This is a genomic window from Sorangium sp. So ce1335, from assembly GCF_051521615.1.
Classification (GTDB): domain Bacteria; phylum Myxococcota_A; class Polyangia; order Polyangiales; family Polyangiaceae; genus Sorangium.
On the sequence record NZ_CP150363.1, the window covers coordinates 3,253,909 to 3,279,143 of the forward strand.

Annotated in this window: 18 protein-coding genes and 2 pseudogenes; 13 read left to right on the plus strand and 7 right to left on the minus strand. The window is 71.0% G+C overall.

Features of this window, described 5'->3' with window-relative positions; genetic code table 11:
* The first annotated feature begins 330 nt into the window (after positions 1-330).
* The 5 genes and pseudogenes from WMF24_RS12210 to WMF24_RS12230 all read left to right on the plus strand — a co-directional run bounded on the left by WMF24_RS12210 (position 331) and on the right by WMF24_RS12230 (position 2,386).
* Positions 331-999, plus strand: a complete 669-nt coding sequence (locus WMF24_RS12210; RefSeq protein ID WP_437736569.1) for an FG-GAP repeat domain-containing protein — start codon at positions 331-333, stop codon at positions 997-999.
* A gap of 2 nt (positions 1,000-1,001) precedes the next feature.
* The gene (locus WMF24_RS12215) at positions 1,002-1,628 is read left to right on the plus strand and encodes an FG-GAP repeat domain-containing protein (RefSeq protein ID WP_437736570.1); all 627 of its coding nucleotides are present in this window, start codon (positions 1,002-1,004) and stop codon (positions 1,626-1,628) included.
* 49 nt (positions 1,629-1,677) lie between these two features.
* A pseudogene (locus tag WMF24_RS12220) lies at positions 1,678-1,737 on the plus strand (hypothetical protein); the annotation flags it as partial.
* A gap of 64 nt (positions 1,738-1,801) precedes the next feature.
* Positions 1,802-1,915, plus strand: a pseudogene (locus WMF24_RS12225) (integrin alpha); the annotation flags it as partial.
* Between the two features lie 66 nt (positions 1,916-1,981).
* Positions 1,982-2,386, plus strand: coding sequence for an integrin alpha (locus WMF24_RS12230; RefSeq protein WP_437738796.1), 405 nt, complete (start codon positions 1,982-1,984; stop codon positions 2,384-2,386).
* A gap of 78 nt (positions 2,387-2,464) precedes the next feature.
* Here WMF24_RS12230 and WMF24_RS12235 read toward each other — a convergent pair whose 3' ends face one another.
* Entirely contained in the window at positions 2,465-3,247 is a 783-nt protein-coding gene (locus tag WMF24_RS12235) for a formylglycine-generating enzyme family protein (protein WP_437736571.1), read from the minus strand.
* 488 nt (positions 3,248-3,735) lie between these two features.
* Here WMF24_RS12235 and tnpA point away from each other — a divergent pair, with 488 nt between their 5' ends.
* From tnpA to tnpC, 3 genes are all read left to right on the plus strand, one after another.
* The gene (tnpA, locus tag WMF24_RS12240) at positions 3,736-4,077 is read left to right on the plus strand and encodes an IS66 family insertion sequence element accessory protein TnpA (RefSeq protein WP_437736572.1); all 342 of its coding nucleotides are present in this window, start codon (positions 3,736-3,738) and stop codon (positions 4,075-4,077) included.
* Positions 4,074-4,445 carry an IS66 family insertion sequence element accessory protein TnpB gene (gene tnpB / locus WMF24_RS12245; RefSeq protein ID WP_437736573.1) on the plus strand — a complete coding sequence of 124 codons (372 nt, stop codon included), beginning with the start codon at positions 4,074-4,076 and terminating at the stop codon, positions 4,443-4,445. Before tnpA ends, tnpB begins: the two co-directional genes overlap by 4 nt.
* A 120-nt stretch (positions 4,446-4,565) precedes the next feature.
* Entirely contained in the window at positions 4,566-6,152 is a 1,587-nt protein-coding gene (tnpC, locus tag WMF24_RS12250; RefSeq protein WP_437736574.1) for an IS66 family transposase, read from the plus strand.
* A 163-nt stretch (positions 6,153-6,315) separates the two neighbouring features.
* On the opposite strand, the gene WMF24_RS12255 is transcribed toward tnpC, so the two are convergent.
* From WMF24_RS12255 to WMF24_RS12265, 3 genes are all read right to left on the minus strand, one after another.
* Positions 6,316-7,041 carry an ExeA family protein gene (locus WMF24_RS12255; protein WP_437730025.1) on the minus strand — a complete coding sequence of 242 codons (726 nt, stop codon included), beginning with the start codon at positions 7,039-7,041 and terminating at the stop codon, positions 6,316-6,318.
* An 82-nt stretch (positions 7,042-7,123) separates the two neighbouring features.
* On the minus strand, positions 7,124-8,515 hold the full coding sequence (locus WMF24_RS12260) for a DDE-type integrase/transposase/recombinase (protein WP_437730026.1): 1,392 nt from the start codon (positions 8,513-8,515) through the stop codon (positions 7,124-7,126).
* 124 nt (positions 8,516-8,639) lie between these two features.
* Positions 8,640-9,260 carry a hypothetical protein gene (locus WMF24_RS12265; protein WP_437730027.1) on the minus strand — a complete coding sequence of 207 codons (621 nt, stop codon included), beginning with the start codon at positions 9,258-9,260 and terminating at the stop codon, positions 8,640-8,642.
* Positions 9,261-10,584: 1,324 nt separating this feature from the next.
* Between WMF24_RS12265 and WMF24_RS12270 the strand changes: the two genes are divergently transcribed.
* Complete coding sequence (locus WMF24_RS12270) at positions 10,585-12,315, plus strand: OmpA family protein (protein ID WP_437738797.1); 1,731 nt, start codon at positions 10,585-10,587, stop codon at positions 12,313-12,315.
* A 129-nt stretch (positions 12,316-12,444) separates the two neighbouring features.
* Here WMF24_RS12270 and WMF24_RS12275 read toward each other — a convergent pair whose 3' ends face one another.
* On the minus strand, positions 12,445-16,089 hold the full coding sequence (locus WMF24_RS12275; protein ID WP_437736575.1) for a PHP domain-containing protein: 3,645 nt from the start codon (positions 16,087-16,089) through the stop codon (positions 12,445-12,447).
* Between the two features lie 11 nt (positions 16,090-16,100).
* A complete protein-coding gene (locus WMF24_RS12280; RefSeq protein WP_437736576.1) occupies positions 16,101-17,285 on the minus strand; it encodes a porin in 1,185 nt (394 codons plus the stop codon).
* A gap of 229 nt (positions 17,286-17,514) precedes the next feature.
* Here WMF24_RS12280 and WMF24_RS12285 point away from each other — a divergent pair, with 229 nt between their 5' ends.
* The 4 genes from WMF24_RS12285 (at position 17,515) to WMF24_RS12300 (ending at position 24,266) form a co-directional block, all read left to right on the plus strand.
* The gene (locus WMF24_RS12285; RefSeq protein ID WP_437736577.1) at positions 17,515-19,194 is read left to right on the plus strand and encodes a hypothetical protein; all 1,680 of its coding nucleotides are present in this window, start codon (positions 17,515-17,517) and stop codon (positions 19,192-19,194) included.
* A gap of 263 nt (positions 19,195-19,457) precedes the next feature.
* The gene (locus WMF24_RS12290; RefSeq protein ID WP_437736578.1) at positions 19,458-21,518 is read left to right on the plus strand and encodes a MopE-related protein; all 2,061 of its coding nucleotides are present in this window, start codon (positions 19,458-19,460) and stop codon (positions 21,516-21,518) included.
* A gap of 346 nt (positions 21,519-21,864) precedes the next feature.
* Positions 21,865-22,497, plus strand: a complete 633-nt coding sequence (locus tag WMF24_RS12295) for a hypothetical protein (RefSeq protein ID WP_437736579.1) — start codon at positions 21,865-21,867, stop codon at positions 22,495-22,497.
* Positions 22,498-23,102: 605 nt separating this feature from the next.
* A complete protein-coding gene (locus WMF24_RS12300; protein ID WP_437736580.1) occupies positions 23,103-24,266 on the plus strand; it encodes a helix-turn-helix transcriptional regulator in 1,164 nt (387 codons plus the stop codon).
* Positions 24,267-24,303: 37 nt separating this feature from the next.
* Here WMF24_RS12300 and WMF24_RS12305 read toward each other — a convergent pair whose 3' ends face one another.
* Positions 24,304-25,125: a hypothetical protein gene (locus tag WMF24_RS12305; RefSeq protein ID WP_437736581.1), complete on the minus strand. Its 822-nt coding sequence runs from the start codon at positions 25,123-25,125 to the stop codon at positions 24,304-24,306.
* Positions 25,126-25,235: the final 110 nt, after the last annotated feature.

The following is a 25,235-nucleotide window of genomic DNA, read 5'->3' on the forward strand; positions in this document are numbered from 1 at the left end:
AGTTCGTCGACGCTCCCTCCGGTTCGGTGGTCGGCAGCGGCGGGGGGGGCGGCATCCGGCAGCGACAGCGGGGGCATGACGTCCGGCGGTGGCAACGGCCCGGGGGAGCCGCCAACAGTACCCGTCCTGCGGCTTCCAAGGAACGATGCCTATCTTGGTGCTCAACGGAAGGTCGGCTCGCGCAGGCCTAGGTTCGTTTGGGAAGCGTCGACATCGCCTTCCGGTGCTCCCATCGAGTACGAGCTGCAGTACGGCACCGATCTCGAGGCGGACAATGCAGTCTCGGTCACCACAGACCTTACGGAGCATCAGCCGGCAGAGGATCTCGAGATGGCGCTGCTTCCGCCTGTCGGGCGGCGGTATTACTGGCGTGTGCGCGCCTGCGCGCAGGGAGCCTGTTCAGATTTTTCGCGGGCACGGTGGGTAAATATCGGCCGGACGAAGTGCGACTACAATGCTGATGGTCATGATGACGTCGCAATCACTGCCTACGGTCGCAGCCCAACGAGCAGTGCCATTTACTTCTACTACGGGATCCCCGGTACGCAGTTTGATTTGAATGACGATGGAATCGTCTTCAGTCCTTCTGGTGCTCGCGACGGTTTCGGGATATCCTTGTCGTGTGCTGGCGATGTTGACGGCGATGGCTATGCCGATGTGCTGGTTGGTGCGCCCTATCGAGACAATGCATTCGTGTATCGTGGCAGCAGCAGAGTCCGATTTAGTTCGGAGTATATCAGGATCGACGGGAATTCGGTAGATGGCTATCTCGGGCCCTATGTGGCTTCCGCAGGTGACGTCAATGGAGACGGATTCGCCGATGTCATCGTCGGAACAGCCGAGCGCTCCAGGTTGATCGCGTCTCTGTACCTGGGAGGCGCGTCAGAGCTCGATGCGCCCATCGAGATCGAGCTTGGTGAACCTGTAGAGAACCGGGAAAATGCGATCTCGCGCGCTTCATCGGCGGGTGACACCAACGGGGACGGGTTTCCGATGTAATCGTGGTATTCCATACGATTGATGGCGATGTCGTGCGGGTCTATCACGGCAACCCGGGTCGAGGGTTCGATGCCGCGCCGAAGGCAGAGCTTGTGGATCCGTCCGGCCAATCCAGGTTTGTTCATTCGTTCGGTACGGCTGGTGATGTCAATGGTGACGGATTTGATGACGTCATCATCGGCGCCACGCAGGATAGTCGTGCTTACGTGTATCTCGGTGGACCCCAGGGGTTGGAGACGGCGCCGAGCGTGACCCTGACAGGGAGCGACTCGTTTGGCGCCACGGTTGCGACGGTGGGTGATGTCAACGGCGACGGATTCGATGACGTTGCAATTGCCGACCGGTCTCCAAAGGTGCTTCTGTATTTGGGCGGTGATAAATCAAATCTGAGCGAGCCGGATGTTGCAATCTACAGGGATGCTATTGAAGACAGGACAGGGCAGCGCCTGGGATCACCTGGGGATGTGAATGGGGATGGCTACTCGGACTTTGCGATCGCCATGGCGGATGAGGATGCTGTATATCTCTATTTCGGGCGCTCTGTGGTCGCAAGTCCTTTGACTGAGGACGTCTTGATAGCGCAGCCCCCAAGTGATAGAGAGTTCGGCTTCGCCGTGGCGCACCGGTGACGTCGGGATGTGCGCCGCGAGCGTCGCCTCCTCGGCCGGGTGACGGGGCGCGATGACAGCCGGTGATGTGAACGGCGATGGGTTTTCTGATGTGATCGTATCTTTTTAGCCTGGTTCGCCTTCAGGCCGGCAGACGGTGGGGCTGTACTTCGGAGCGGTAGGGCCTGCTTTCGATGCTGTGCCAGACGTGGAGCTTATCGCGCCCGTGGAGGACTCGAAGCTTCGGTTCCGCGATCTCCGCAGCAGGTGATGTGAATGGCGATGGCTTCGGGGATGTGATCGTCGGATCCCACGGGCTCGCTCGTGCTTACATATACGTCGGCGGACCCGATGGCTTGGATCCTATGCCGGTCTTGACGCTCGAGGGCAAGGAACGTACGAATTCCGGTCTGGCGGTCGCGTCGGCAGGGAACATGAACGGGGACGGCTTCGGCGACGTTGCTGTTGGTACGAGCGACTATCGTGGTGACCCCGGGACGGTTTATGTCTACATGGGCGGTTCGGGGACGATGCTGAATGGCAGTGCGGACGTGGCCTTTTACAGACCGGTCCAGGGTGATGGTTTTGGACCTGTCCTGGGTTCGTCGGGAGATGTGAACGGCGATGGCTTCTCGGATCTCACGGTCGCTGCGCCGCAGGATGATGCCGTTTACCTGTTCTTCGGCAAGTCGGCGAGCGAGACCCCTGATCCAGAGGACGGCGCTGTGATGCAGCCGTTGGTTGACTTGACATTTGGCGTCGCGGTGTCGCGGCGGTAACGCAGCGCTCTGCTCCCAGCGCCGGGGTCGAGCCCTCGATGCGGCGAGTGAGATACCACCCGCACATCGGATCGCAGCTCACTCAACCCGGATCCCTCTCGCGCAGCGTACACCCTGAGTCCGGCTCGTGCGGTCCTCACTGTTCCTGAACGCTGTATCGAAGAGCGGTGCGATGGCATTCCCGCCGCGTACCACGTGCCCAGTTGAGCCCGAGCAGCCCAGGTTCGCGCAGTCCTCACACGGTACTGGATAGTCTCCGCTGCAATCCAGCGTCCACTCGGAGACGTTTCCTAATATATCGGCGTGGCCCCACCTGGCATCGCCCGATGGCGAGAACGAGCCGACGGGGAGGAGCGCGGAGAGGTTGCATCCAGTAGAGGAGCCGTTTCCTCTGCATTCGTTGGCAGCAAAGCCGCGCTCCTTCGAGGAACCCCACGGGTAGACGTTTTGCTCTGCTCCGCCGGCGGCGGCGTAGTTCCACTCTGCCTCCGTGGGCAGGTAACCCCCGTCCCATACGCAGAACGCGAACGCCTCGTACCACGTGACGCAATGGATCGGCCGGTGTTCGTTGGGGCCGGGGGTGGCGGTCCACGTCGGGTAGTAATCACACTCGAGCTGTGTCTTGAGCTCCGCGGTGTCTGCGGAGAGCGAAGATGCCCATGCGAATTTCCACCCGCTCCCCGGCACCCCGGAACGCTCGCCGGCGCCTGGCAGCGGGGGATCCACATGCGTTCCCTTCAGCGCCTCCACGAAAGCGCGAAATCGTCCCACCGTGACCTCGTATCTATCGAGCCTGAAATCGCTGACGGTGGCTGGATAGCTCTCATTGTTGCTGCGGTAGAACGTCCCGCCCGGCACCACGTCCGTGGCGCAACAGTCGTTGTCCCTGGAGGCCCCACAATTGACCCCTGTGCCGGCCGCTTCGCCACCCTGGCAGCTCGTCGGGACGCATGCCCCGCCTCGGCACCCCGGGAACGGCGTCGCGCATGCCGCCTCCTCGATCCACGCGCCACCTTCGCACCGTAGCGGTGTGTTGCCAGCGCATCCGCGCTCGCCCTCCGTACATGGGACGCATCGCCCTCCTGCACAGACCGGCTCCTCTCCGCTACACGGCCGCTGGTGAACCCACTCCCCGTCGGCGCATTGTCGTGGCGTGTCACCGACGCAGTCGCGGTCGCCGTTCGCGCAACCCCCCGTGCTCGAGCTCGAGATCGAGCCGCTCTCGCCACCAGCTCCGGCTCCTCCAGCGCTCGATCGAGGCGCATCCTCGAAGTCGTCGTATGCGTTCGGCGACCCCCATGCTGTCTTCGAGCCTCTGGGCTGCGTAGAAACCAGCACCGGAGGTATCGATGGATGAGAGCACACGCACCTGGCGCGACCGTGTGGCGCGCTGGCACAAGAGCGGGCACTCGGCCCGCGTGTTCGCCGAGCAGGAGGGGGTCAACGCCGGCACGCTGTACTCCTGGAGCCGCCGACTGGGCATGAAGCGGAGCGAGTACCCGAAGCGCTCGCCGGGGCCGACGCTGCCGGCGCTGCTGCCCGTGGTGGTCGCCCAAGCGGGAGCTACGGCGCCCTCGTCGAGCGCATCGCTGGAGATCGTCTTGCCGGACGGTGCGGTCGTCCGTGTCCCGCCATCGTTCGACGAGGCCACGCTGGCGCGCGTCGTTCGTGCGCTCGGGGGTGCGCGATGATCCCGGGCCGTGTATCGATCTACGTTGCCGCCGAGCCGCTCGACTTGCGCCGGTCGTTCGATGGTCTCGCTGCCGTCGTGCGGGAGGTGCTGCGGGAAGACCCGCTCTCCGGAGCGCTGTTCCTCTTCTTCAACCGGGCAGCCGACCGCTGCAAGGCCCTCTGGTGGGACCGCAGCGGGTATTGTCTGCTTTACAAAAGGCTAGAGCGCGGAACGTTTCGAGTCCCGCGCGCGATCACACCGGGCGGCACGAGCGTCATCATCGATGCCGCCGAGCTCGCGAAGATCCTCGAAGGCATCGCGCTTTCGCCCTCGAAATTGCGGCGAGAGGTCCGGCTCGCCGAGACCGCACCGCCTCCAGCGCCCTGATCCCACCTGAGAGCTCTGCCTTTTTCCGGGGAGCACCGAACGCTGCATTCCCCTGGGAAACGGTAATTTTCCTCCACGATTCCCTTCAAAAATCAGGAGCTCACGAGTACTTACGGCGTCGTGAGCAAGCCGGTCGAAGAGCAGATTCGTGAGCTCAAGGACAAGCTCGCGCGCGCTGCCCACGAGCGCGACGAGTACCGCAAGCTGTACGAGCTCGCCAGCATCGAGCTGGAGCGGCTTCGTCGGCACATCTTCGGCCAGAAGGCGGAGCACGTCGACCCCGGGCAGATGCAGCTCGCCTTCGACGCGATCGTGCAGATGCTCGCGGGCACCGGTGCGCAGCCGGATGCGGGCGCCGGTGCGCAGCCGGACGGTCGCGATGGCGCGGCGCCGGACGGCTCCTCCGGAGGCGGGGACAAGGGGCGCCAGGCCCGTCCGCACGGGCGGCAACGCCTGCCCGAGCATCTGCCTGTCGAGCGGATCGAGTTGCTGCCGCCGGAGGCGCAGGATGAGGGCGCGACCGCGCTTGTCCGCATCGGCGAGGAGGTGTCGGAGACGCTGGAGTGGCGGCCCGCGAGCTTCGTGCGGCTGCAGATCGTGAGGCCGAAGTTCGCGGTCAAAGGCGAGCCCGAGCAGGGCATCGCGATCGCCGACCTCCCCGTCAGCCCTGTCCCGCGCAGCCTCGCCGGTCCGGGTTTGCTCGCGCACGTGCTGGTGAGCAAGTATGCGGATCACTTGCCGCTCCACCGGCTGGAGAAGATGTTCGAGCGCTGGGGCCTTCACCTCTCGCGCTCGACGCTGTGCGGCTGGGTCGAATCGTGCGCCGACAAGCTCGCGCCCCTCGTCGGGGCGATGGCCCAGGACGCGCTGAACGCGCACTGCATCGCCATCGACGCCACCGGCGTGCTCGTGCAAGCAAAGGAAAAGTGCCGGCGGGGCCACTTCTGGGTCCTGGTGGCCGACCGAGATCACGTCCTGTTCCGGTTCACGCCCCATCACAACCAGGATGGCCCCAAAGAGTTCCTTCGCGGCTACAAGGGCTATGTCCAGGCCGACGCCTCGAGCGTCTACGAGCAGCTCTTCCGCACCGAGCAGGTGACCGAGGTCGGTTGCTGGGCCCATTGCCGGCGGAAGTTCTTCGAGGCGATGACCTCCGACCAGGACCGCGCGACGGTGGCCATCGGCTTCATTCGCAAGCTCTACGCGATCGACAAGGCGACCAAGGAGCTGCCGCCGAGTCGTCGAACCGAGCAGCGCCGGAAGGATGCCGAGCCCGTGCTCGTGGCCTTCCGCGCCTGGCTTGAGACAGAGGACGTGCTCGTCCTGCCGAAAAGCCCCATCGCCGGCGCCATCGGCTACGCGCTCAATCAGTGGACCGCGCTCACTCGCTTCCTCGAGGATGGTCGGCTCCGCCTGGACAACAACCGGAGCGAGCTTGAGCTCCGCCGCGAAGCCGTGGGCAGGAAGAACTGGATCTTCGTGGGCAGCAAGGACGGCGCCGAGTGGAACGCCACCATCGTGTCGCTCATCGCCTCCTGTGCGCTGCACGGCATCGAGCCGTGGGCCTACTTGCGCGATGTGCTGATCCTGCTGCCGACCTGGCCTCCCGAGCGGGTCATCGAGCTCGCTCCCAAGTTGTTGCCGAGCCGGCTGGCTGATGGCACTGCGCCCCGCCTGAATGATGGCCATCTTGCCGCAGCTCGGTAGGTCTCCCCAGCCGCCGATGCCCATCGCGGGCGTGTCGCGCCGGCGCTGTACGGCGATGGGCATCGTGCCGGCCACGGTCCCTCGCGGCGAGGCGATGGCCATCCTGGATCAGACGCGCCTCGGCCCGCGAGGCCGACGAGCCTCGCGGGCTGTGCGCCGCCGTTCAGCCGAGAGACGAGGCGAGCGTGAGCGTCTCGGCGACGCGGGCCACCGCTTCGCGGTCGACCAGCTTGCGCTTGCGGCGCGCCGATTCCCGCATCGCCGCCGAGGCGAGGCGGTCGATCTCGCGCAGCGAGCCCGACGCGAGCTCATGCAGCGCGGCGAGCGACTCGCGCGAGAAGAGTTCGTGTTCCACACCGGCGCCCTTCAGCCGGAAGGCCACGTACTCCGCCGTGTCCTCCACCGTGGCCGGCTCGATCATGAAGCGGTGGTGGATGCGCGTGAGGAGCGAGCGATGGGAGCGCAGCGCCATGCGGCCCTCGAGCTCCGGGAGGCCAACAAGGACGATCGACAGAAGAGCACGGCTGTCCCACTCGTGATTCAAGAGGATATGCAAGTGCGCCATCATGTCCGGGTGCAGCAGATGGGCCTCGTCGAGCAGAAACACCGGGTGGATCTGATCTCTGCGCAACTCGTGGACATGCCGCTCGACGGCGAGGAACAGGTTCGCGGCGCTCGAGGTCGGCTGCAGGCCGAGCGCGTGGCAGAGATAGCGGTAGAAGTCGCGTCGGCCGAGCGTCGCATTGTGGCAGTAGGTCAGGCGGAATCCGGCCTGGGGTAGCCGATGCCGCAAGGCCCGTAGCACACACGTCTTGCCGACGCCCGGCTCACCGACGAGGAGCACACTGGCACGCTCGAGGAGCGCGGCTTCGAGATCGTCGACGAGCACCTGCTTGGACGTGGGCAACCACAGCTCGGCATCGTCGAGCTCCTTGGAGAAGGGGGCCGTGCGAAGGCCGAAGAAGCCGAGCTCAGAAGATCGCATCGAGGTCCTCCTCCCCATCGGCCTCGTCCGCGCCGGTCGCCAGGGCCGCGTCGCGCGCGCTCTTGACGAGCAGGGCGCCGCCCGGGTCGAAGGCAACAGGCTGCCCCGCGGCCGACGCGCCGCCGCTCGTGGCTCGGCGCGCTGGCCGCTTGACGTGCGCGTTGTGTACCGGGTCGACAGGGCGAAGCGGGATCCGCTGCCCCTCCAGCTCGACGACCGGGGCGAGAGGCTCGTCGAGCAGGCAATAGGCGACCGTCACGACACGGCCGGCGAGGTAGCCGTGATCAAGCTCGAAGAGCTGTCCTCGGAGGGCGACGGTCGTGTCGCGGCGCACGCGCCGACGCTGCCGGAGCGTGAGCGCCTCGCGCAGGCGAGCCTCGGAGAGGGCGTCGATCTCGCGCTGCCCGGGCGCGTACACAAGCCCCGGCGCGCGCCCCATCAGCCCGGCGTGCGGCGACGGGTGGTAGTGGACGTCGAGGAAGGCCTGGATGCGAGAGGAGATGTCCTGCAGCGACGTGACCGAGCCCAGGTGGTCGAGCACGTTCTCTCGAAGCGTCCGCCAGAATCGCTCCATCTTACCACGCGCCTGCGGGTCGTAGGGGCGCGCGTGAAGCAGGGTGATCCCGAGGCGCGAGCAGAAGAGGCGCAAGGCGTCGCCACGGTAGGTTGCACCGTTGTCGAGGTAGAGCGCATCGGGGACTCCGTAGAGCCGGAGGGCACGGACGAGCAGCCGCAGCAGGGTGTCTTCCTTCTCGTCGCTCTCGACCGAGAGGATGACGATGAAGCGCGAGGCATCGTCGAGCAGGGCGTGGATCCGCACCGTGACCCTTCGGCCGTCGAGATGAAGTGTCGGGCCGTGACACACGTCACCATGCCAGAGCGCATCAGGGCGCTCGGCTTGCCACTTGAGCCGAGTCGTCGGCCCTTTCCCGTCGCGCTGCGGGATCTTGTCGAGCCCCTCTTGACGGAAGAGGCGACGCACGGTCGACGCGCTGACCGTGGCGCTCAGGCGTCCGTCTGCGCGGAGCGTGCGCAGGATGAGTGGCACCGAAGCGTCCGGGTGCTCCCGGCGGATGTCGCACAGCAGCCTTCTCAGCACCGGGTCGAGCTCGCGGCCGCGCCCGCGGTCGCGACGGGCGCGAGGGCAGAGCCCTTCGAGCCCGCGCTGGCGGTAGGCATAGAGCCAGCGCTCGAGTGTCGGCACCGCGAAGGTGCGTGTACACGAGCTCCCGGGCGGTCGCACGCGCTCCTTCGAGAGGGCGCGTAGCGCTTCGACGAGGTCGCCATGCTCGAGATCGCGAGCGCAGAGCTGCCCGATCACGCCGTGGCGGAAGATGGCGATCTCCTCCGCGTGGTCTCTGGGTTTGAGGATGTCCACGAGCGGTCCTTTCCACGGGTCCGTCTTCGACGACCCATGTGGACCCAGTGCCTCATTCCTGCACCGCCGTGCCCGATCCTGCGTGGTGGAGTCGCCGGAGCTTGCGTTGGCCTGCGGATGGGCATCACGCTGCGAGCACGGCGCCGCGGAACGCCAGGTGCGGCGCCGGCTCCCGCGTGCTGCCCTGAGGTGACAGCCCCACGAGCTGCATCGCGGTGCGCTCGGCGATCTGCGCGCGGGGGCTTTCCGCGCCATGGCGCCCGAGCCGAGGGAACAGCTGTCCACGGCGGCTGGCCTCGATCCAGCGAGACGGCGCGAGCCACCGCTCGGCCGCTGCGACGCCCAGGGTCGCGCAGGGGCACACCTCGGCGCGGGCGACAGGCGTGCTCACGCCGTCGAGCCCGATGCGAGCGAGCACCCAGCCGATCGCCGCCGCGGAGTAGCGCCGGCGGTGCAGCAACCCGCGAGGCACTACGACCACGATCGCGCCGCAGGCGCTGCAGCGGTAGCGTCGAGCTTGGATCGTGACCTGCTGGGGAGCGCCGCCGGGCTCGAGCGGGCCGCACACCAGCCGCTCGCGCAGGCCGTGGCCGCGCATCACCAGCGGGCCGTTGACGGGGCGGCCGGCCGCGTCGCAGCAGGGGCAGCGCGCGGGCCGCACGAGGTCAACCGTTGGCAGCACCGTCATCCAGCGCTTGATGTCGACGTCGGCTTGAACGATCCTGCATGAGCTCCGCTCCTGCACGGTGCTCGGAGCACGACGAGGGGAAGACGGGTCGCCACAACACGCATCCCCTCGTCGCCTATTTTGTGGCCGGCCTCGCGCCGATGCTCCGCTCCCTCGGCCCCGGCCTTACGTCAGCGAGGGGCTGACGTGTCGCAAAGTGTAGTGGTAATTGGGGTCGTGGAACGGGAATGCAAGGGCGCTCAGCGCGGCGAAGTCGCGCGACTTGACGTTTGTGTGAGATTTTTTGGTTGGTTTTAGGAATGCACAGCGAACGCCGGCCGACGGCGGGGCATCAGCCTCCACCCTGGCTTCCTCTCTCGGGCCCACACCGGCTCGCTGATGGGCGGGCAGCGGCCGATCAGGGGATTCCCATCACGAATAGGGATCGAGATCGGGGCGAACTCCACTTTTGAGAGGGCGCGGTAACACCAAGTCCTGGAAGCAAACCCTCGAGAACGCCGACGCTCGGCAGCGGCTCGCGGCAAGTTCGTGGCCCCGTGCGTCGGCCCCGACGCCGAGCTGATCGCTCCTCCGCGTCGCCATCGGCTGCCGCGGGTACGGACGCAGCCTCGCCGCCTGCGGGGCGCGCCGCTCGCCGGCTTTGGCGCGCTGGTGCCGCTTCTTCGGCGCTCCCTCGGTCGACGCGTGGCGCACGGCGCCTCGACGACGACTCGGGCGCGGCGGAGGCATCGGCGGCACGCGGCTTGGCCGCCGTGCGCCTGCGGGCGACCTTCGCGCGGGCGGCGACGTCGGCGTCGACCGCCCCTTCCCCCGGTTGCTGCTGCGCCCAGCCCCCCGTCGTCGCAGGCCGCTGTTGCTCTCGCATCGCGTCGCGAATCTACGGCGACGGCCCGCACCTCGCGAGGATGCGGTCTACAGAACGGATACAAGTCGTCCAGCCCGAGCACGATGCCGCAGCTCGTCGTCCCGGCCACAGCAAACAGGAGAGCCAGCCACGTGCGCGAGCGGTCGCCCGCCCACCGTCTCGTCACCGTAACCACGCGCCTCGCGCTACACCGTCGCCACGCGCCCACGCTACACCCCGTCCGCCGGGGCGAAGGGGCCGCACGCCGGCGCGTGCTCCCCGAGGCCCCCGACCCCCGTCACCCCAGGCACCCCGGACACGGCCTCGCCGCCCTCGCGCCCCTCCCTGGCCTTCCCTCGCGCCCACGGCGCCCTCGCCCCTGCGCCCCCCTGGCGCTCCCCTCGCACCTCCTGCCTCGACCCAGGAGACATCCTCCCCCGGCCCGAGTAATCTCCCGCCCGGACGCCGGCCCGCATGCGGCGGAAAGCTCGCGTCAACCTCGTTTTTCGAGCGTTGCTTGGAGGACAGCTCACCGTGATGGATCGACGACACCTGCCGGGCTGGAAGCCGCGACGCCGGTCGCGCCTTCGCTGCGCGTTGACCGCAGCGGCCCTGGCCGCCCCGGCCCTCGCCGCGCTCGCGCCCTCCGCCGCGCACGCGCAGGACCGGACCTTCTACCTCGATCGCCTCAGGATGGCCGGCGCCCCAGACGACGGGATCGGCGTCTGGCGCCCCCACATGGGGGAAAAGACGCGCATCTTCGGGCAACTCGGGCTCGGCGTGTCGGTCCACCCGCTCCGCAACGACAACTACGTCGACAACCTCGCCGTCGAGGAGCAGCTCCAGGGCGACGGGCCCGTCACCTCGCAGCTCATCACCTACCTGAACGCGGGCGTCGAGATCCTCGGCCGCGGCTCCCTCCAGGTCTCGTTCCCGGTCATCCTCTTCCAGGACGGCAACCAGACGTACAACCGCGAGCTCGGCCTCAACGAGAGCGTCGACCTCAAGACCGCCGCCCCCATGGACCTCCGGATCGAGGCGCGCGTCGTCCCGCTGGAGCTCGACGAGCGCCGCTTCCGGCTCGGCCTGACGGGCGCTGTCTTCGTGCCCACCGGCAACGTGTACTCGTTCGCCGGCGACAGGACCGTGAGCAGCGCCTTCGGCCTCGGCGCCGAGTACGACTTCAAGCACGTCCTCGTCGCCCTCAACGCCGGCGTCGCGATCCGGCCGCACGTCCGCCTCAACGAGCTCCACGTCGGCACCGAGCTCACCTACGGCGTCGGCGGCTACGTCCCGCTGCGCGACGACACGATCCGCGTCGGGGCCGAGATCTTCGGCTCGTTCGGCCTCATCGAGGAGACCCGCGGCGAGCTCGATGCCTCCCCGATCGAGTGGCAGCTCAACAGCCGGATGTTCCTCACGAAGGACAAGGCGCTCTACGCCGGCGCCGGCGTCGGCACCCGGATGAGCGGCGGCTACGCCCCCGACTTCCGCGGGGTCGCCGTCGTCGGCGGCTCGTTCAGCATCGCCGAGTCCGAGGCCCGCTCGCCCGGCTTCAACTACGTCATCGAGGCGGAGAAGGACACGGACGGCGACGGCTACCCCGACGTCATCGACCTCTGCCCGGAGGACCCGGAGGACGGCAAGCAGCCGAAGCCGAGCGACGGCTGCCCGGACATGCCCGATCGCGACGGCGACGGCATCCCCGACGTCGTCGACAAGTGCCCGGACGATCCCGAGGACAAGGACGGCATCGACGACCGCGACGGCTGCCCCGAGGAGGACGCGGACCAGGACGGCATCCCCGACGCCGTCGACAAGTGCCCGAAGGAGCCGGGGCAGGTCGTCGTCGACGACCCGGAGAAGAACGGCTGCCCGTACTACATCCGCAGGATCCAGGGCTCCGCGGAGATCGAGATCATGAAGCAGGTCGAGTTCGAGTTCGACAGCTCCAGGATCCTCCCGCAGAGCTATCCGATCCTCGACGAGGTCGTGCGGCTGCTCAAGGCGAACCCCGAGATCAAGCTGCTCAGCATCGAGGGGCACACCGACAACCAGGGCACGATCGACTACAACGACAGGCTCGCTCACAACCGCGCCATCGCGGTCCGGGTCTACCTCGTCAACAAGGGCATTCAGTCGGAGCGGCTCAGCTCGGTCGGCTACGGCTCCCGCCGGCCGCTCGTGTCCAACGACACGCCGGAAGGCCGCCAGCGCAACCGGCGCGTCGAGTTCCACATCAAGTCGCAGGCCATCGAGGGCCGGTAAGCTCCGCCCGGAGGCGGCCGCCGGCGTACCGGCGGCCGCCTCCCACGTCGCAGGCCATCGAGGGCCGGTAAGCTCCGCCCGGAGCGGTCGCCGGCATACACCGCGGCGGCCGCCTCCGGGCCCTCGCCCTCAGTGGTCGTGACGCCCGAGCGCCGGGCGGCGATGATCGCACTTGCCGGGGATCGGGAAGCCGCAGACCTCCTCTTCCAGCAAGCAGTCCTGCTTCGCGGGGCACTGCGCCGGATCGAGCACCGCCGGATCGCACGGGCGAGAGCAGAAGTCGGGCCCCGGCAGCGGCGCGTCGTAACGGCCGTTGCCGTCGACATCGATGTATATCGGGTTGGTGACCGCGTAGGGCGGCACCGGCGACCAGTCGGGCACCGTCGGCGTGGGCGCGAACAGGGCGTTGATCGCGGGGATCCTGCCGAACGCGTCGCTCGCCAGCCGGGAGAGCTGGATCTCCCCGAACGGCACGTCCAGGGACACAGGGCTCATCAGGTTCCTGTCCTCCAGCCCCATCGCGATGATCACCACCCAGGAGTCCCGGTCCGGCACCGTGAACGTGACCTTGCCGCGCACGTCCACGAGCGCGGTCGGCGGCATGTCCGGCTCCAGCAGGCGGATCATTCTGCCGTTGAGGTAAAATTCCACCCGGTCGACGCCGAACCAGCTCGCCGTCTGGACGTCGAAGAGGACCTCGAGCGGCGTCCCGGCGCTCCCCTTCGCCACCTCGCCGTACGTCTTGCCGCCGATCGTCGCCCGGATGAACGGGCCGTACGTCGTGAAGGCGTGCGCGCCCCGCAGGCTCTCCACCGCGGCCGGCGTCTCGAGGGCGGCAGGGGAGTCGGTCGCGCTGCGGAAATAGGTCCGCGGGAAGCCCGGCTCCTTCGAGGCGTCGTGGCTGTCGCTGCTCGCGATCTGCGCCGGGACGAAGCCCCGCTCGAGGTAGCGGAAATAGTCGTCCACCTGGCCCGCCCGGAAGGTGCAGGGCGCGTCGCGCGCCTCCGGGGCGACCTCCGCGTCGCCGAGCGCGGCGGGCCCGCAGAGCTCCTGGCTCTCGGGGGTCGCGCCGGCGAACGCCCAGTCCTTCTCCTGCTCCTCGGGCGTGCGCGCGAGGACGCGCTTCATGAGCGCCCACGCGAGCTCCGTGCGCGCGCGGCGCCGGCAGTCCGCGATCGCGACGGGCGCCGGCGCGGCGCCGGCGTCGCCGCCCGGCGCGGGCGCCGCGTCGCCAGGGATCGCGCAGGGCGCGCGCAGCCAGCCCGCCACCTCGGGGCACGCCGCCTCGATCTCGGCGGCGCTCCCGGCGGCGTTCAGCCGCGCGAGGCAGCGGTTCCAGTCGACGACCTCGGCCACGCTCGGCGTGCGCACGAGGTCGAACCGCTTGCCGTTGATGAGCTCCATCGCGTCGAAATCGCAGCTCGCGGTCCGGAAGACGGGGTTGTTCTCCTCGAGGAACGTCGGCGTCCGGGCCATCGTGTACGTGTCGACGCCGAGCTGCTCGATGTAGCCGAAGAACCCGTCGCGCGGGTGGGCGACGATCGTCAGCGGCGCGACCGTGCCGTCCCCCGAGGCGCGGATCGCGTCGAGGATCGTCCCGCCGGGCTCGCAGGTCCAGTCGTGCGCGCCGTGGCTCGGCACGTCGAGCTCGTCGTACCGGAGCGGGAAGCCGATGAAGTGCCCCTGCTCCAGCGTCGTGATCTCCGCCCCGATCGCGGTGGCGAGGTGGGGCGCGAGCCCGAGCGCGCGCACGGTCGGCTGGTAGTCGGTCTCGACGTCGTGATCGGTCGACACGGCGAGCTCCACGCCCTCGGCCGCGATCGTGGCGACCCGCCGCGGCAGCGGCATGCCGCTGTCGAAGCTCGGCCTGGAGTGCAGGTGCATGTCGGCCGACATCCACCCGGCCGTGTCGACCTCGCGCACGAGCGTCGCGTCGAGCTGGAGCGCGCGCCCCGGCGCGAGCGTCACGTCGCGCTCCACGTGGATGCCGTACTCGATGCCCCGCGACACCGTGATCGTGTATCGCCCCGGCTCGATCTCCACCTCGCCCTCGCCGGTGGCGGTGACCTCGATGGCGCGGTTGCCGTTCCCGAGCCGCCCGTCGCCGAGGTACACCCGGCGCCGCCCGTCCCCCGGCAGCCGCCGCCCCGCCGCGTCCAGCGAGGCGAACGCGATCTTGGCCGGTATCCGCTGCCCGTTCCCGTCGGCGACGCGGTAGCGCACCGTCGCCGGCGCGGGCAGGCGCGGCGAGACGGCGACGTGCTCCCCGGCGCGCAGGCGGACCCGGACGGGCGCCGAGGTCGCGGTCCCCGCCGCGTTCCGCGCCACGAGCACGTAGTCGCCCGGCGGCAGGGCGCCGCGGAAGTCGCCGTCCTCGGACGGGTCGAGCCCCACGTCCGCGTCGATCGCGTCGACGAGGCCCACGTCGCCCCGGGCCGCGCGGTTCGCCGCCACGAGCTCGTCGAGCGAGCCGAAGGGCCGCGACGGGTCGGGATCGGAGAACACGAACACCCGCGCGTTCGGCGCGGCCTCCAGCGTGCTCTCCCACAGCACGTGGCCGCCGACGGTGCCCGTCGCGGTCCCGCGCAGCCGGTGCATCACGCCCGTCACGCTCGCGATGTCGCCGTCGCCCACGGCTAGGTAGCGCTCGTAGCTGAACGCGCGGTGGGCGTCGCACGCCGCGTCGTCCTCCTCGCCGAAGAGGCACGAGCGGCTGGCGGAGACGAACGCCGTCGCCGCGCTGGCGAAGAGCGGAACGTTCACGACCGAGGGCGCCGCGCCCTCCTGCGCCTTCGTGAAGTAGCCGTAGCTGACGTCCCCGCCGGCCGCGGCGACGAAATCGAAGGTGAGCGGCTCCTGGAACGAGTTGCGCCCCGCGTTCCACGCGTCCTGGACCGCCGTGTCCTCGTCGAAGCCCGCGCCCGGCGCGAAGACGTCGTTCTGGTTGCCAAAGAAAACGAAGTCGCCGGCGACGATGCCCGCGCGGCGCGACCCCGCCTGCTGCGCGTCGTCCGGCGGATCGCCGAGGATGCCGCCGAACACCGAGACCGGGGCGGTGGCGTTGTCGAGCGGGAGGACCTCGCTGCACGCGCAGGTCGGGCACCCGCCTGTGTCCTGCTGGTACCCGTCCGGGCACGCATCGCAGCTCTGCTGCGGCGCGCAGCCGGGCGGCGGCCTGTCGTCGAGGAGGAGCGTCGTGCGCACCGTCACGAACCGATCGCCCGGGCGGAGGAGATAGTCTGTCCGGAACCGGATCCTGGATCGCACGTTGGGGAAAAAGAGGCCGAGCAGGTCTTCCTGGGCCCGGAGCAGGCCTATCGCCTCGAAGAGGAACTCGCCGTCTCCCTCGACGCGGATCCCGGCCTCCGCCCCGTCGGACCCGTCCGCGAGCACCGAGACGTCGGTCGCCGTGGGGTCGGGCACGACGAGGTTGGCGAGCGAGAACATCTCCGCGAACCTGTCGCGCCCGAGCCCCCCCTCCTCGCCGATCCGGCCGCGCCGCCGGTCGACGTCGACGATGGCGCCGCCGAAGATCCCGGGGCCGGGCGAGTCCCGCCCGCCCAGGATCGCCACGCGGATCTGGTCGTTCTCGAGGAGGAAGTCGCCGACGTCCGCCATCGCCACCGGGCCGCCGACGAGCTCGGTCCGGTGCTCTATCTGCTTGGCGCGGAGCAGCCGCTGCTCACCGCAGCTCGGGAGCGCGGGCGCGGCGAGCGCGGCGGCCGCGAGCGGCAGGAGCGCGACCCTCGTGAACCAGCGGTGTGTTCGCCGCACAGCGATCTCCCCTACAGCGAGAGCTGGAGTTGCAGGACGAGCGTGTCGTTCGCGAGCGAGAGCCCGCCGAGCTCTTCACGGTGCGTGTAATCGAGCTGCGCTTTGACCAGATCGTCGTAGGCGTGGTAGCTCACGCCGCCGGTGAGAACGAGGTTGTCCCCCTCGTCCTCGACAGCGACGCTCGGGTCGATCCACTCGACCCGACCCGAGACGCCGAGCTGCCGGGCGACGATCATGTAGCCCGCCTCGAGCACGACCGCGAGCGACGTGACCGACGTGACCTGCGCGATCGGCTGGGTGGGCACCGACCTGGGGCTCGCGCCGGTCCAGAGCACCTCGCCGAGCGCGTGAAGCCCCGCGGCGTGCACCAGCACGTCGGCGCTCGCGCCGTAGAGCGTGCGCGCCCCGCCGTTGCTGAAGAAGCCGTCGGCGCCGGCCGCGACGCGGAACGGCGAGCGGGCGACGTCCTGGATCGTGCGGCCGATCGGGCCCCGCGGCTCGGTGGCGAGCCTGCCGGCGACGGCGATCCCCTCGAAGCGGTTGCCGAGGGGGGCGAGGCTCTCGGCGTGGCCGGTGTAGAACTGATCGGAGCGCTGGAAGGCGTTGTAAACGCCCGCGTAGTAGCTGAAGGCGCGGTCCTGGAAGTGCCCCTCGGCCTGGATCCCGACCTGGGTGAACGGGGCGATCGCGCGCACGGCGAGCGGCCGCTCGGTGAGCGCCCCTTCGCCTGCGCCGGTCATCGCGGAGCGCGAGAAGGGGACGGTCCGCGCGCCCGCATAGATCTCCAGCGCGGGAAGCGCCGTGACGCCGCCCCACGCCTCGTGGATGCGCGCCGTCGCCTCGTCGCCCCCGGCGAGGTCCGTCGAGATCGCGAAACGGACGAGCCCCGCGACGTCGCCGTGCAGCCCGGCGCGGACGCGGCGCAGCCGGAAGCCGGGCTGCTCGGCGCTGTCCCCCGCCTGGCTCAGCGCGTCGTCGCCGACGAAGGGCGCGGCCTGCAGCGCGATCAGCGCGATCGGCGCGATCTCCAGCGGCCCGAGCGCGAGCCGCAGCCGCTCCCGGAAGCCCGGTCCGAGCGGCTCGCCGCCCGCGGCCGGCGAGGCCGTCACCGCCGCCGGCGCGGGCTCCTGCGCGCGCGTCGTGGAGAGGGCGAGCAGGACGGCGGCGCCGCCGGCGGCGCGAGCAAGATGCCTCATGGATTCAGGTTCTCCTGGAGGGTTGCGTGGAGCGCCCCACACCGCTCCGGATGACCGGCGGGCGCCATCGTGCCGTGTCCGCCCGGCGAGGTGCCGCTGAAACTAGAGGAAGACGCGCGACGCTGCAATCTGCGCCGCGTCCTGTGGTAAGGCTCGCGGCGCCTCGATCGGCCCATCGCCCACGCGCGCCGCGCGCCGCCGGCGGAGGGCAGGGAGGGCCACCCTTCTCATGCGAACGCCCGGATCGAGCCCACCCGACAGCGAACTCACGCCCGGGCCCGCCGCGCCCGCCGCCGCGCCGGGCGTCTCCGCCGGCGAGGCCGACTCTCCCGCTGCGGCGCAGGGGCCTCGCTGGTCGAGCGACAGGGTGTTTGTCGCGACCTTCGCGCTCCTCGCCGTCGCGGCCGTCGTGCCGATATGGCGCGTGCGGTTCCTGCCCCTGCTCGACCTGCCGAACCACCTCGCGGCCGTCCACATCTGGCACAACTTCGACGAGCCGTGGACCCGATTCCGGGACTTCTACGAGCTCAGCCTGCGCCCCGCGCCCTATGGCGCGTATCACATCCTGACGCACGCCATCGCCCACGTGGTCAGCCTCGAGGACGCGAATCGACTCGTGCTCTCCGGCTATGTGCTCGGCATCCCTGCGACGGCGCTCGCCTGGGCGCACCGGACGCGGCGCAGCCCGTGGCTCTCGATCCTCACGTTCCCGCTCGCGTTCAGCCTCTCCTGGGCGTGCGGCTTCCTGCCGTTCCTCGTGGGCATCGCCCTGCTGCTCGCCGCCGTCGTCGCGCTCGACGCGCACCTCGATCGGCCGAGCCGCGGGCGCGCCGCCGCCGTGGCGCTGCTCAGCGTCGGCTGCGGCCTCAGCCATCCGCTCATCCTGTTTGGCTATTACGTCTGCGTCGCCGTGCTGATGCTCTGCCACCTGCCCCGGTGGGGCCGGATCGCCCGCGCGCTGCCGCTCTTCGCGCCCGCCGTCGCGCTCCTCCTCTGGCAGCTCGTCGCCTTCAAGAGCCCCATGGTCGACCTGCGGAGCGGCCCGCGCTTCCAGGGCGCCTGGGTGCCCTGGCACGAGATGATCCGGTCGTTCCCCGGGTACACGCTCGACTCGGTCTCGGGCGAGCTCGACACGCGGCTCTTCTGGGTGCTGCTCGCCACGGCGTCGCTGCTGGCCCTCTGGAGCGTCGCCCGGCGCTTCTTCCCGCGCCGCGACGCGGAAGCTCCTCCTCCGCTTCCTTCGCACCCCCCGCTTCCCGGCCCGCTCCTCGACCGGCTGTACCGCCATCGCTCCCTGGCCCTCTGCGCGGCGATGGTGGCGTGTTATTTTCTCGTGCCACTGCATCTGGCCCGCCCGTTCGACTGGTGGTTCGTGAGCGGGCGCTTCTCACCGCTCATCTGCTTCTTCGGCTTCCTGGCCATCACGGCGCCGCTCCGGGGCCTCTCTCGCCTCCTGATGGCCCCGGCCGCGGTCGCGGCGCTCGTGTTGCCGCTCCACCTCTCGGAGAAATACGCGAGCTTCGACGAGCGAGCGCGGCCGTTCACGCGCATCGTGGAGCAGATCCCGCCCGGCGCCGAGGTGCTCTTCGTATCGCTCCCTCCGCGCGCCGATGAGGCCCTGATCATCGAGGGCATGAATCACTTCTCCTCGTGGGTGCAGATCCTGCGCGGGGGCTTCAGCGCGGATGGCTGGCACAACGTGGGTTTCCCCTTCACGCTGAAGCGCCGTCTCCCTGCGCCGCCGGCGAACCGCGGCGAGTGGTTCAAGCCGGATGTCCACGGCGCCGCCTACGACTACGTGCTTCTCCGGAACGAGCGGCCGGACAGGTCGGTGTTCGCCGGGGCGCGCACCCCCTTTCGCCGCGTCGCGCGCGAGGGCGCCTTCACGCTGTACCAGCGCGCGCGCTGACCACCGTCTCGGTCGCACCTCCGCCGCGGCCGCCCCGGCGCGGCAGCTCGCGCCGCGCGGCGCGCGCCACGAGGGGGGCGGCGCTCGTCAGCGGTCGCGCGGGCGCGCCCTCTGGCCGCGCGGGCGCGCCCTCTGCGCGGGCGCGCCCTCTGCGCGGGCCGCCGGATCGGGCCGTCGTGCTCGCCGGCGGCAGGGTAGTCTACGATCCTTGCGGCCGGCGCTCCTCGGTGTGTTCGCCGCCTGCGGAGGGGAGCAGCTTGCCGATGTCGAAGAGAACCCGCGCCGTCCATCGCCGCCCGCTGGCCTGGACCGGAGGGCTGGCCGCCCTGGCGGCGCTCGCGCTCGCGTCCGGGGTGGCGCCGTCCTGCGCCAGCGCGGAGCCCCCCGACGCCCCGCTCGGCGGCGGCGGGGAGGACGCCGCCGGCTGCCCGACCGACTGCGCCGCCGATCCGAGCGCGCCGCTGTGCGACAGGGCGACGGGGCGCTGCGTCGCGTGCCTCCCCGGCGCGGGCGCGTGCCCGGCCGGCCACCGATGCGACGCGGACACGAGGCGCTGCGTGGCCGGCTGTGAATCCGACGCCGACTGCCCTGCTCCGCTCACCTGCGATCCCGCGAAGCGCGCCTGCGTCGGCTGCGCGACGAGCGACGAGTGCCCCGCCGGCCTGGCGTGCACCGAAGAGGGCGAGTGCATCCAGGGGTGCTCGGCGGCGCACCCGTGCCAGGGCGGCGCGGCGTGCTGCGACGGCCTCTGCCGGGACCTCCAGACCGACGCGCGGAGCTGCGGCGCGTGCGATCGCGCCTGTCCGGAGCTCGCCCACGGCGAGCGCGCCTGCGAGGAGGGCGCCTGCGCGCTCGGCGCCTGCGAGAGCGGGTTCATCGATTGCAACAAGGACCCGGCGGACGGGTGCGAGCACGACGTCGCGGCGCGCGGGCCCTGCTCGTGCGCGCCGGGCGAGACGAGGGCGTGCTACCAGGGACCGCCGGGCACCGAGGGGGTCTCGCCGTGCGCCCCCGGCACCTCGACCTGCAGGCAGAACGGCCTCGGGTGGGGCCCGTGCCTCGGCCAGGTGCTGCCGGAGCTCGACGCGTGCGCCGACGGCGTCGACAACGACTGCGACGGCGCGATCGACAACACCGCCGATCAGGACGGCGACGGGTGGACGACCTGCGACGGCGATTGCTGCGACTCCCCGCTGGACGGGTGCGACGCCCCGGCGCTCGTGAACCGCGGCGCGTTCGAGGTGGAAGGCAACGGCGTCGACGACGACTGCGACGGCGCTGTCGACAACGCCGCGCCGTGTGACGCGGGGCTCGCGAGCGACTCGGCGACCGCGCTCGACTACGCGAGGGCGATGGATCTCTGCGCCACCACCGCGGCGAACCCGGCGTCGCCGGCGGCGCGCACGTGGGGCGTCGTCTCCGCGAGCTTCCACCGCGCCGACGCCGCCGGCGCGCCGGCGGCCGCCCAGCGGTCGATCCGCCAGGGCTTCGGCGCCGGCATCTCGCCGCTCCAGGGCGCGCGGCTGGCGGTGCTCTCGACCGGCGTGGCCGCGGCCCGGACGGCGCCGAACCACACGAGGCCGAGCTTCGCCCCGTTCCAGGGCGGCCAGGACATGGGGACATCGAGCGGCGTGCCCGAGGACTGGCTCGCGGCGAACGGCGGCAACCTCCCGAACGCGCCCGGGTGCCCCGAGCCGCAGGGCGGCCCGACCGCCCGCGATCCGGTGATGTTGCGGCTGCGCGTCCGCGTGCCGACGAACGCGAGCTCGTTCAGCGTCTCGACGTACTTCCTTTCGTCGGAATACCCCGAGTGGGTGTGCAGCCGGTTCAACGACTTCTTCCTCGCGCTCCTCGACTCGTCGTTCGCGCCGCTCCCGGGCGAGCCGCCGAACCCCGGGGACAAGAACCTCGCCTTCTACGACCCTCCGCCCGCCGGAGCGCCGGTCTACCCGCTCGGCGTGAACCTCGCGTTCGGCGGCACCGGGCTCTTCACCCAGTGCGTCAACGGCCCGACCGGGTGCGGCGGCGGCGCCACCCCCGGCACGACGGCGACCTGCGCGGGCGTCGAAGCGCTCCAGGGGACGGGCTTCGACGTCGCGCGGCCGCCCGCCCAGTTCGACGGCGAGCCGGGCTGGTGCGGCTCGAGCGAGCTCACCGGCGGCGGGACGGGGTGGCTCGTCATGAACGGCAACGTCACCCCGGGCGAGATCATGGAGCTGCGGTTCGTCCTCTGGGATACCGGCGATCCGTGGAACGACTCCGTCGCCCTCCTCGACAATTTCCGGTGGTCCGGCTTCGCGACGACGCCCGGTACGCGCGAATGAGGCGTCCAGCACGGCATTGCTGACGGCCGGCGAGCCACGGCGCAGCCGACGTCGGCGCCGCGAGCCCCGGCGCGGTGGAAAATTGCGCATCTCCACGCGAAAGCGATAGTGAACTTTTCGCTCGGCCCCTCGCCTCGGTAATCCAAGCTGCCACCACCTGCCGGAATGGACGTCCGTGAAGGCGCTTCAGGGCGAGCACCCCGGCCAGCGGCGTTCAGGGCGGCGCGCGAACGCAGCGGACGGACGGCGACCCGATTACACTGCGCGACGAACCCGGGGACCGCGGCGCGCATCCCTCGGTCTCGCGCTCGCAGGAGCGCTTCTGTTCATCACCCAAGGAGACTGCATGAGGAGAACGATCACCCCGCTCGCGCTGTTGCTCGCGGGCCTGTCTTTCGCCACGCTCGGCTGCGACAGCAAGGGGAACGACGCGACCGCCCCGGGGGCGGTCGCCGAGGACAAGCCGGCCGAGAGCGCCGCACCCGCGGCGACGACGGCTGCGCCCGCGGCGGCGACGGCCGTGGCCGCCGCCGCCACCGCCGAGCCGACGGCCGCGCCGGCGGAGACGGCCGCCGCGGCCGCCGCGCCGGCGGAGACGGCCGCCGCGGCCGCGCCGAAGGCGACCGCCGCGGCGTCGGCCGTCGCGGCGGCTGCACCGGCGTCGACCGGCGCTGCCCAGGCGGGTGAGAAGAAGTTCGAGTGCGGGTCGAAGGGCCAGAAGCCCTGCCCGATGCAGGCCTGGATGAAGAGCACGATGGCCTCGGCGACCTCGAGCGGCGACGGCGAGAAGATCGCGGCGGGGCTGCAGTACATCGCCGGCAAGCCGCCGCCCGGCATGGGGAGCTGGGCCGCGATCTCCAGGGCCGGCGCCGCCAAGGCGAAGGCCGGCGACATCGACGGCGCCAAGGCGAGCTGCAAGCAATGCCACGATCTCTACAAGGAGCAGTACAAGAAGACGATGCGCGATCGCCCCTGGTGAGCCGCCCGCCGCGTGCGCCGCGAGCGCGCTCCCGCGCGCGCCGCCCGCCGCCGCGCCCGTCGCGGATGGTCGGCAGAAGTATTCGTAACTTCAAGACATTTTTTCCAGATCGCGGGGGCGCCGCGCGCGCCGGGGGCCTGGCGCGCGCCGGGCGGCGCGGGTCGCCCGGCGCGCCGGTTGGCGGTCGCCGTCCGGCCGGCGGAGCGCGGGACAAACATCTTGGATGGGCGGGGGTGATGCGATAGAGCGCTGAGCCTATGGCGCGCGCTGTTCGCACAGGCCCTGGGGGTGCCCCTGCGCCGGCCGCCTCGCCGGCTCGCGCGCGGGGGGCCGGCGGGTCGGGCGGTGCCGCGGGCGCGCCCCGCGCGCGCGCCGGCCAGGCGGCCGACCCGTTCTCCAGCAGCGCCCTGCCGCCATCGAAGCCGCGCGCGGGCACGACGCCGCGCCTCACGGGCGACGTAGGGCTCGACGCGAGGCCCGCGACGGCGGCCCCGCCCGCGCCGAGCGTGCGCCCTCCCGCGACCCCGTCTGCGCCGAGCGTGCGCCCTCCCGCGACCCCGTCCGCGCCGAGCGTGCGCCCTCCCGCGACCCCGTCCGCGCCGAGCGTGCGCCCTCCCGCGGCCCCGCCGCGGGTCGACTCGATCCCGCCGGCGGCCGCGTCGAAGAGGCCGCCGCCGCCCGAGGAGGAGGACGACGACGACGACGAGGGCGAGGCCAGGGGCGGCTCGCAGCGCGGCCGGCCGCGCGGCCCGTTCACGCAGCACCGGCGGCTCGACGCGCTGCGCAGCCTGCTGCAGAAGCACCCTGCCGGCCTGACGATCTACGACCTCGCGCGCGAGCTCAACGTCACGCCGCGATCGCTCCGGCGCTACCTCGTCGAGGTCAAGCGCGAGCTCGATCTCGTGTCGGTCGCGACGCGCCCCGGCGGCCCGCGCCTGTGGCGGCTGTCCCCGAGCGAGGCGCCCCGGCGCGTCGAGGTGCGGCGGACGCAGGCGTACGCCCTGCTCGCCGCGCGCCGGCTGTTCGAGCCGATGCGCGGCTCGACGCTGTTCGAGGAGATCGACCTCGCCGCGCAGCGCCTGCTCGGCGTCGCGCGCCGGCCGGGCCGCGGCCCGAACGCCGGCGTCGCCGACGCGCGCCTGGAGGAGCGGTTCCTCTACCTCCCGTTCGCGCCGAAGGACTACGCCGCGCGCACCGAGGAGCTCGACGACCTGTTCCAGTCCGTCGCCGATCTGCGCCCGCTCCGGTGCCGCTACCGCCGCGCGCGGGACGGGCGCGAGGAGCGGGTGCTCATCCACCCGTACGCGCTCGTCCTCTACAAGGACGCGATCTACTGCGTGGGCCTCCACGTCAGCCGCGGCGAGGTGCGCACGTTCCTCCTCGATCGCATGCGCGACACCGAGTGCGCCGTCACCGAGCGCTTCGAGCTGCCCCCTGATTTCTCGATCGACGACTACTTCCAGGGCCAGTTCGGCATCTGGCGCGGCGGCGAGCCCCGGCGCGTCGTGATCGACTTCGACGAGCGCGTGACCGAGTTCGTTCGGACGCGCAAGGTGCACCCCTCCCAGGAGATCACGCCGCTGCCGGGCGGCGGCGTGCGGCTCACGATGCACATCGGCGACATGACCGAGCTCGCGACGTGGGTGCTCGGCTTCGGCGAGACCGCCCGCGTCGTCGAGCCGCCCGATCTCGTCGACCGCGTGAAGCGCGAGCTGGCCGGCGCGCTCGCGCGCTACGCGGAGCCGCCGCCCGCCGACGGACAGGCCTGACCGGCGCGCTGGCGGGCGGTGCGCGGCGCGGGGGCGCTCAGGACGGCCAGCGCCGCTCGGCGGCGATGCGCGCGGCGATCTCCTCCAGCGCGGCGGCGTCGAGGCGCGCGAGCGCGGCGCGGCGCGCGTCGGTCAGCTCGATCTGGAGCGCCTGGCAGAGGCGCTCGATGGCCGCGCGGAGACCGCTGCGGAAGGCCTCCTGCTGGGCCTCGGCGAGGACGGGGTTCTTCTCGTCCAGGAGCACGCGCGCGACCGCGTTGCGCCCCTCGGCGCGGTCGAGCAGCGCCCGCACCGGCAGCGGCCGGATCAGGCAGGCGTCCTCGATCTCCGCGTCGACGGGCAGCGGCCGGAACGCCCGGTCGGCCGGCGACCACTCGGCCACCAGGCGCTTCTCCACGAAGATCGCGAACATGCGCCGGATGCCTCGCGCCGTGAGCCGCTCGGCCCTGTCGACGAGGTCGCGCAGCGGCTGCGTGTGGACGACCTCGAACACGACCTCCTCCAGGTAGCGGGCGCCGGTGGCCGGGTCGTTCCCCTCCTTGCGGATCGACGTGTCGGTGGCGAAATCCGACGCGCCATCCGTCCGCGTCAGCATGTCGGTCGAGGCAATGTATCCGGGCCGGACGTGGAAGAGCGCCTCACCGTCGACCTGGCAGTGGGCGTCGGCGTGGGGCGGGCTCGCGGGCGCGGCGGTCACGCGGCGGCCGCCGACCATCTCCTCGCGGGTCTCGGCCTCGACGAGGCGCTCATCGACGCGCGGCAGCTCGCCGTGGCCCGGCAGCCTCCGGGCAGCGGGCGGGGTCGCCTCGGGGGCCTGATGCAATGCAGCGGGGTTCTTCGACGGCCTGCGCAGGGTCACGGTGGCATCCTCCAGCGAGAGGTCCCCCCGGCGAGTCGGCGGGACACACCATGGAGTTGCGTGCTGGAGCGCGACCTCGTGCGGAATTCTCGAGGGAAGGGCCCTCTCAC

Excerpts from the sequence above, each read along its gene's own strand:
- WMF24_RS12290 (WP_437736578.1), top strand. The coding sequence starts at position 19,458 with ATGTCGAAGAGAACCCGCGCCGTCCATCGCCGCCCGCTGGCCTGGACC.
- WMF24_RS12270 (WP_437738797.1), top strand. The coding sequence starts at position 10,585 with ATGGATCGACGACACCTGCCGGGCTGGAAGCCGCGACGCCGGTCGCGC.
- tnpA (WP_437736572.1), top strand. The coding sequence starts at position 3,736 with ATGGATGAGAGCACACGCACCTGGCGCGACCGTGTGGCGCGCTGGCAC.
- WMF24_RS12210 (WP_437736569.1), top strand. The coding sequence starts at position 331 with ATGGCGCTGCTTCCGCCTGTCGGGCGGCGGTATTACTGGCGTGTGCGC.
- tnpB (WP_437736573.1), top strand. The coding sequence starts at position 4,074 with ATGATCCCGGGCCGTGTATCGATCTACGTTGCCGCCGAGCCGCTCGAC.
- WMF24_RS12285 (WP_437736577.1), top strand. The coding sequence starts at position 17,515 with ATGCGAACGCCCGGATCGAGCCCACCCGACAGCGAACTCACGCCCGGG.
- WMF24_RS12295 (WP_437736579.1), top strand. The coding sequence starts at position 21,865 with ATGAGGAGAACGATCACCCCGCTCGCGCTGTTGCTCGCGGGCCTGTCT.
- WMF24_RS12280 (WP_437736576.1), bottom strand. The coding sequence starts at position 17,285 with ATGAGGCATCTTGCTCGCGCCGCCGGCGGCGCCGCCGTCCTGCTCGCC.